At 35.6% G+C, this 4,494-nt stretch carries 5 protein-coding genes and 1 tRNA gene; 2 read left to right on the forward strand and 4 right to left on the reverse strand.

Annotation, left to right across the window (positions count from 1 at the left end; all coding sequences use genetic code 11):
- From HRT72_03450 to HRT72_03460, 3 genes are all read right to left on the reverse strand, one after another.
- A partial coding sequence (locus HRT72_03450) for a hypothetical protein (GenBank protein NQY66763.1) occupies positions 1-1,124 on the reverse strand: 1,124 nt, incomplete at its 3' end.
- Positions 1,125-1,504: 380 nt separating this feature from the next.
- Positions 1,505-2,863, reverse strand: a complete 1,359-nt coding sequence (locus HRT72_03455) for a hypothetical protein (GenBank protein ID NQY66764.1) — start codon at positions 2,861-2,863, stop codon at positions 1,505-1,507.
- Positions 2,864-3,166: 303 nt separating this feature from the next.
- Positions 3,167-3,239 (reverse strand) — tRNA-Gln (locus HRT72_03460).
- Positions 3,240-3,469: 230 nt separating this feature from the next.
- Here HRT72_03460 and HRT72_03465 point away from each other — a divergent pair.
- Complete coding sequence (locus HRT72_03465; protein ID NQY66765.1) at positions 3,470-3,793, forward strand: hypothetical protein; 324 nt, start codon at positions 3,470-3,472, stop codon at positions 3,791-3,793.
- A 60-nt stretch (positions 3,794-3,853) separates the two neighbouring features.
- Complete coding sequence (locus HRT72_03470; protein NQY66766.1) at positions 3,854-4,222, forward strand: CoA-binding protein; 369 nt, start codon at positions 3,854-3,856, stop codon at positions 4,220-4,222.
- On the opposite strand, the gene HRT72_03475 is transcribed toward HRT72_03470, so the two are convergent.
- Positions 4,219-4,416 carry a hypothetical protein gene (locus HRT72_03475; GenBank protein NQY66767.1) on the reverse strand — a complete coding sequence of 66 codons (198 nt, stop codon included), beginning with the start codon at positions 4,414-4,416 and terminating at the stop codon, positions 4,219-4,221. The genes HRT72_03470 and HRT72_03475 overlap by 4 nt on opposite strands.
- Positions 4,417-4,494: the final 78 nt, after the last annotated feature.

The following is a 4,494-nucleotide window of genomic DNA, read 5'->3' on the forward strand; positions in this document are numbered from 1 at the left end:
AATACTTCTGGCTCAGGAGGTTCCACTTCATTATTTAATACATAGTTAATTCGCTTTTTAAGACTAGCATAATCAATGTTATTAGATGGCCAATCATGCGGGTAAGTATGGCGAATGCCACTTTTTTCTGTTTCGAATAAAACGTGCCTTGTATAAGCTTCTTCTGTTGGAGCTGCTTTTTCGACGATCAATGTTCGCTCTACAGAGTTGCCGTTTTTGGCAAGGAGATAAATCTTGTATTTGATATCAGACTTTTCTTTAGTCTCTTTAAAATATCGGAAGGTTGTTACCTTTTGATCGTTCCATTTATATTCATCGATTGAAACACTACCGAATTTTTGATACTCCTCCGATAAGTTTTCTTTTTCATATTCTACTTTCATAACATTAAAAAGGCTATCTCCTTTAACATAATTTGAATCGGCATAGTATGCCTTTATTAGTTTTGGATAGAGGTCGTAATCGTCAGGTGCACGGGATATCATTTCTGTATACGTTACAACAGCGTCCTCGAAATTTTCAAAATGTGTGTATTCTAGTTGTCCTATTGTTTTGAGCAGTTTAATATAGGATGGGTCGTTCTTGTCTACTAAAGATGCACTCAATTTGTACTCTTCTAATGCTTTTGTGAAATCCTTTTGAATAAAAAAGATGTCTGGTATTTTCAAATAGGGGTCTCCCAATTGGAAGTCTAATTTTCTTGCTTGATAGAAATATACAAGTGCAGAATCGTATTTGCCTTGGTAGTAAAATGAGTTACCTAATTCAGAATAATACTTTTGTTTTTTGGCATTCCTTTTAATTGCTAATTTGAAACTCGTAGTAGCTTTCTTATACTGCTTGTCGAATTGTAAGGACATACCCTTTTGGAAATAAACTTGCTCGCTGTCTAATCCTTTTGCAATTGCTTTGTTATACATCTCAATAGCATGCCTATCATCTTTAAGTTGAAAGAATGCATAACCAACATAATACAATTGCTCCTTGGTTAGCTTATCTCTGTTATCGGCAAACTTTACAAGAGCATTAAAATTTTGTCTGTTAAAAAGTGCTTCTATTTCTTGCGAATAAGTACTGCCGAACGCAAATGTGATGATAAGTGTAATAAATAGTTTTAATCTCATACTGAGTTTCTTTGTGTTATAGTGTAGTAAAACGATAGAATGGCCAATACAGTTCCATTTGGGGATAGGGGGAGTTGATATTGAACACAGAATGAGAATACGAAACGCCTAGTTCACTATGTAAACAGTATCTCTCAACGATGTACTCAAGCTTGCTAAAACATAACCTATATCAACGCGTAATTCTTCTTTATAAGATAAAGTCTAGTCAAAACGAAAAAAAGCCTCGCAAATGCGAAGCTTTTTTTCGTTGCCTGACCAAATTTTTTTATACTGATTGTTATTGATGCGGTTTGGAGACTTATTTGGTAATATGTAGTAATATATAGGGTTCAATTGTGGTGGTATTTGGAGTAAAGTGAACCCTGATGTTTGTAAAATCAATTTGAAATAAAGCTATCCACTACATTTTTTGTGATTTGACTAACTATTGGATCGATGATCAGACTGCCTCCATAGGAAATGGAACCAGCAGAGAATACTTTTCCTCCATTTTGGGTTTCAAAATAAATCATATCTGCTCCACCATCACCGGGATTAGTTCCTTTAGCTATATGATCAAGATTACTTGGTGATAAATTAGGGTTTATTTTATCAGTCTCCCAGCCCGATGCACCGCCACCATTTATTCCATCTTCACCAAATAAATCTCCGTTTTTTAAATTAGTATTCTTGAAAATCCAGTGGCTCTCGTTAAGCACTTCAAATGGGGCCCAGGTTCCGAATCCTGCACTGGTGTATTCCAATCCGATTAAAGCTGCTTCAGGTAGTTCTACATCTCTCCATCTGCCACCCGCCCCTTCATCGTAGGTGTGATTCGTATAATCTTTTCTGACTTCTAAGCGGTCGTATGCAACTACTGTTTTCCAGTAAAGCCCGTTGCCTGATAGGTACATCACGTTTTTTCCAGAAGCGAGAAAACGCTCCAGGTTATTCATCATTTCCAAACTCCAATATTCCGAATGGGTACTTATTAATATCACGTCATAATTTTCAAACAGAGAATAATTAGTATGGAAGTCAATATCTGCAAATAGATCAAAATGATAGTATTGTTTTTCTAGCCACCTAAGGATGTGAAGTTCACCATTAACCAAATGCCCATAGTCTCCATAAGGAGTGATTATAGAGTTTGGTCTTTCCGTACTTATTTTTTGTGCATAATCAATGTCGTCGCGGTGATTTAAATTATAGAATGAACCACCTCCCCATTTGTTATAAGCCTGCCATGTGTTAGTAGAGGCTAAGACAGCTATTTTAGTCGAAGGCTTTTTGTAGTAAGGTTTCATTACGAAAGGAATGTAAAAACTATTGCCATTAGTCGTTTGTAATTTAACCGCATGCAGACCGCTTTTATAATCTATTGGGATTTCAAAATGATGAGTTCTGTTCCAGTCGCAGCCTAATGAATAAGAATAACAGAAATAATTTTGAGGATTTGGGGAAAGGACTTCTGATTCGTATAATAAATCTTCATGTTCCCCATACTTGATGATAGATAAGGAATATTCTTCTGATACGGAATGAATCATCATATTTATCGTTTCGCCAGGTTTATAGCTGATCTGGTCAAGATATCCTTCAATAGAGGATGAGTTAAGAATAGGGTTGTTTGAATTGGCACATTCGACGGATAAACCATTTGGTCCAGTATTTCCAGGGTCAAGGATAGGGTCTTTTACACAAGTAATGAAAAGAAAACTAATGATTATGATTCCTATGTTCTTTGTAGACTTCATGTAAAGAATGAATTACTTGATGTAAGTTCAGCTGAACCTTAAAATTATAAATTATTGCAAGCTACGATGTTTGTTCATTAAAAAACTCTATTGGTTTTATGGATATTGTACAGAAATCACAAGCCCTTTATTACTAGTAAGGTATTAGTTAACTAGATATTAAACTACTCGTTCACTATGTAAAGAGTATCTCTCAACGATCTATTCAAGCTTGCTAAGTATAACAATAACCTGCAATCCTCCTTGATAAGATCAAATCTGGTAAAAACGAAAAAAGCCTCGCAAATGCGAAGCTTTTTTAAGTTGCCCGACCAGGGCTCGAACCTGGACTCTTCTGTACCAAAAACAGACGTGTTGCCAGTTACACCATCAGGCAATAATTTTGAGTTCGTAAAAATAAGAAATATATGTGTCTAGAAAAGGGTAGAAGGTCTATTTATTGCTCACGCATCAATAATCTATTCTAATCTGTTTGGATTACTGAAATATATGGTGCCTTAATTTGTTGGTAAGTAGGGCTATAATGTTGAAAACAAGAAAATTGAGAGCCCAATATTTTCCATACATTTGAATCAAGTAATAATCAAACAGTAAACCCCAAAGAGAATGACTATACCTTCTTTCTATATTCTGAATAAAGATAATATGCCAGTTAATGTAGAAGACTTCAATATTTGGAAGGAATGGAAAGAAGCGAATAAATTCAAATACAGTATCTCCGAAACGTTTTTAGGGCAATACCGAGTACTTACTGTTTACGATATATTCAGTCAGGCTGAAGAAGAAGGCGTAAACTCTGGCCTTTACGAGACATACGTACTAGGTGGGTTTTCAGGTGGTTTACAAGAAACGTATACATCAGAAGAGGATGCAGTACTTGGCCATGAAGAAATTGTAGATAGGTTAGAGAATCTCGTGATGCTCAACTAGTAGCAATATTATTACTTCAAGTTCGTCTTCAATCTAAGACGATATTAAATATTTAAAAAGATGACAAGTAAGGCTACGTTAGTACTAGGTGCTAGCCTAAATGAAATGCGTTATTCTAATCTCGCAGTAAAACTCTTAAAAGAAAAAGGGTTTGAAGTGATTGCGGTTGGAAGAGATACTGGTGATATTGAAGGAATTGAGATTCTACATGATCAGCCAGAATTAGAGAATATCGATACGGTAACTCTTTATATTGGTCCAAACGGACAACCTCAATTCTATGATTATATTTTGGGCCTTAAGCCTAGAAGAATAATAATGAACCCAGGTACGGAGAATAACGAACTAGAACGATTGGCAAAGCAAAAAGGTATTGAAGTAGAAATAGCTTGTACGCTGGTTATGTTAAGAGTAGGGAACTATTTCTAGTCTTTAATTTTGTCTATCGCATCAAGAATAATAGTGCAAACCTCCCGAATCTGATCTTCAGTGATAATTAGAGGAGGACCAATCCGAACACAATTCTTATTAAATAGGAATGAATCGATTATCAACTTGTTCTCAACGCAGTTGTTAATTACCTGTTGCATAATTTGGGGATTCTCAAATTGAAGTGAGAGCATTAGGCCCTTCCCGTTAATCGCCTTGACGCGATCATGTACAAGAAGAGAACGGAAGAGTTTTTCTTTTCTATCCACTAT

The sequence above is a fragment of the Flavobacteriales bacterium genome (assembly GCA_013214975.1).
GTDB lineage: Bacteria > Bacteroidota > Bacteroidia > DT-38 > DT-38 > DT-38.

Bases quoted from the DNA above. Each gene is read 5' to 3' on its own strand.
- HRT72_03465 (NQY66765.1), top strand. From the start codon at position 3,470: ATGACTATACCTTCTTTCTATATTCTGAATAAAGATAATATGCCAGTT.
- HRT72_03475 (NQY66767.1), bottom strand. From the start codon at position 4,416: ATGCTCTCACTTCAATTTGAGAATCCCCAAATTATGCAACAGGTAATT.
- HRT72_03455 (NQY66764.1), bottom strand. From the start codon at position 2,863: ATGAAGTCTACAAAGAACATAGGAATCATAATCATTAGTTTTCTTTTC.
- HRT72_03470 (NQY66766.1), top strand. From the start codon at position 3,854: ATGACAAGTAAGGCTACGTTAGTACTAGGTGCTAGCCTAAATGAAATG.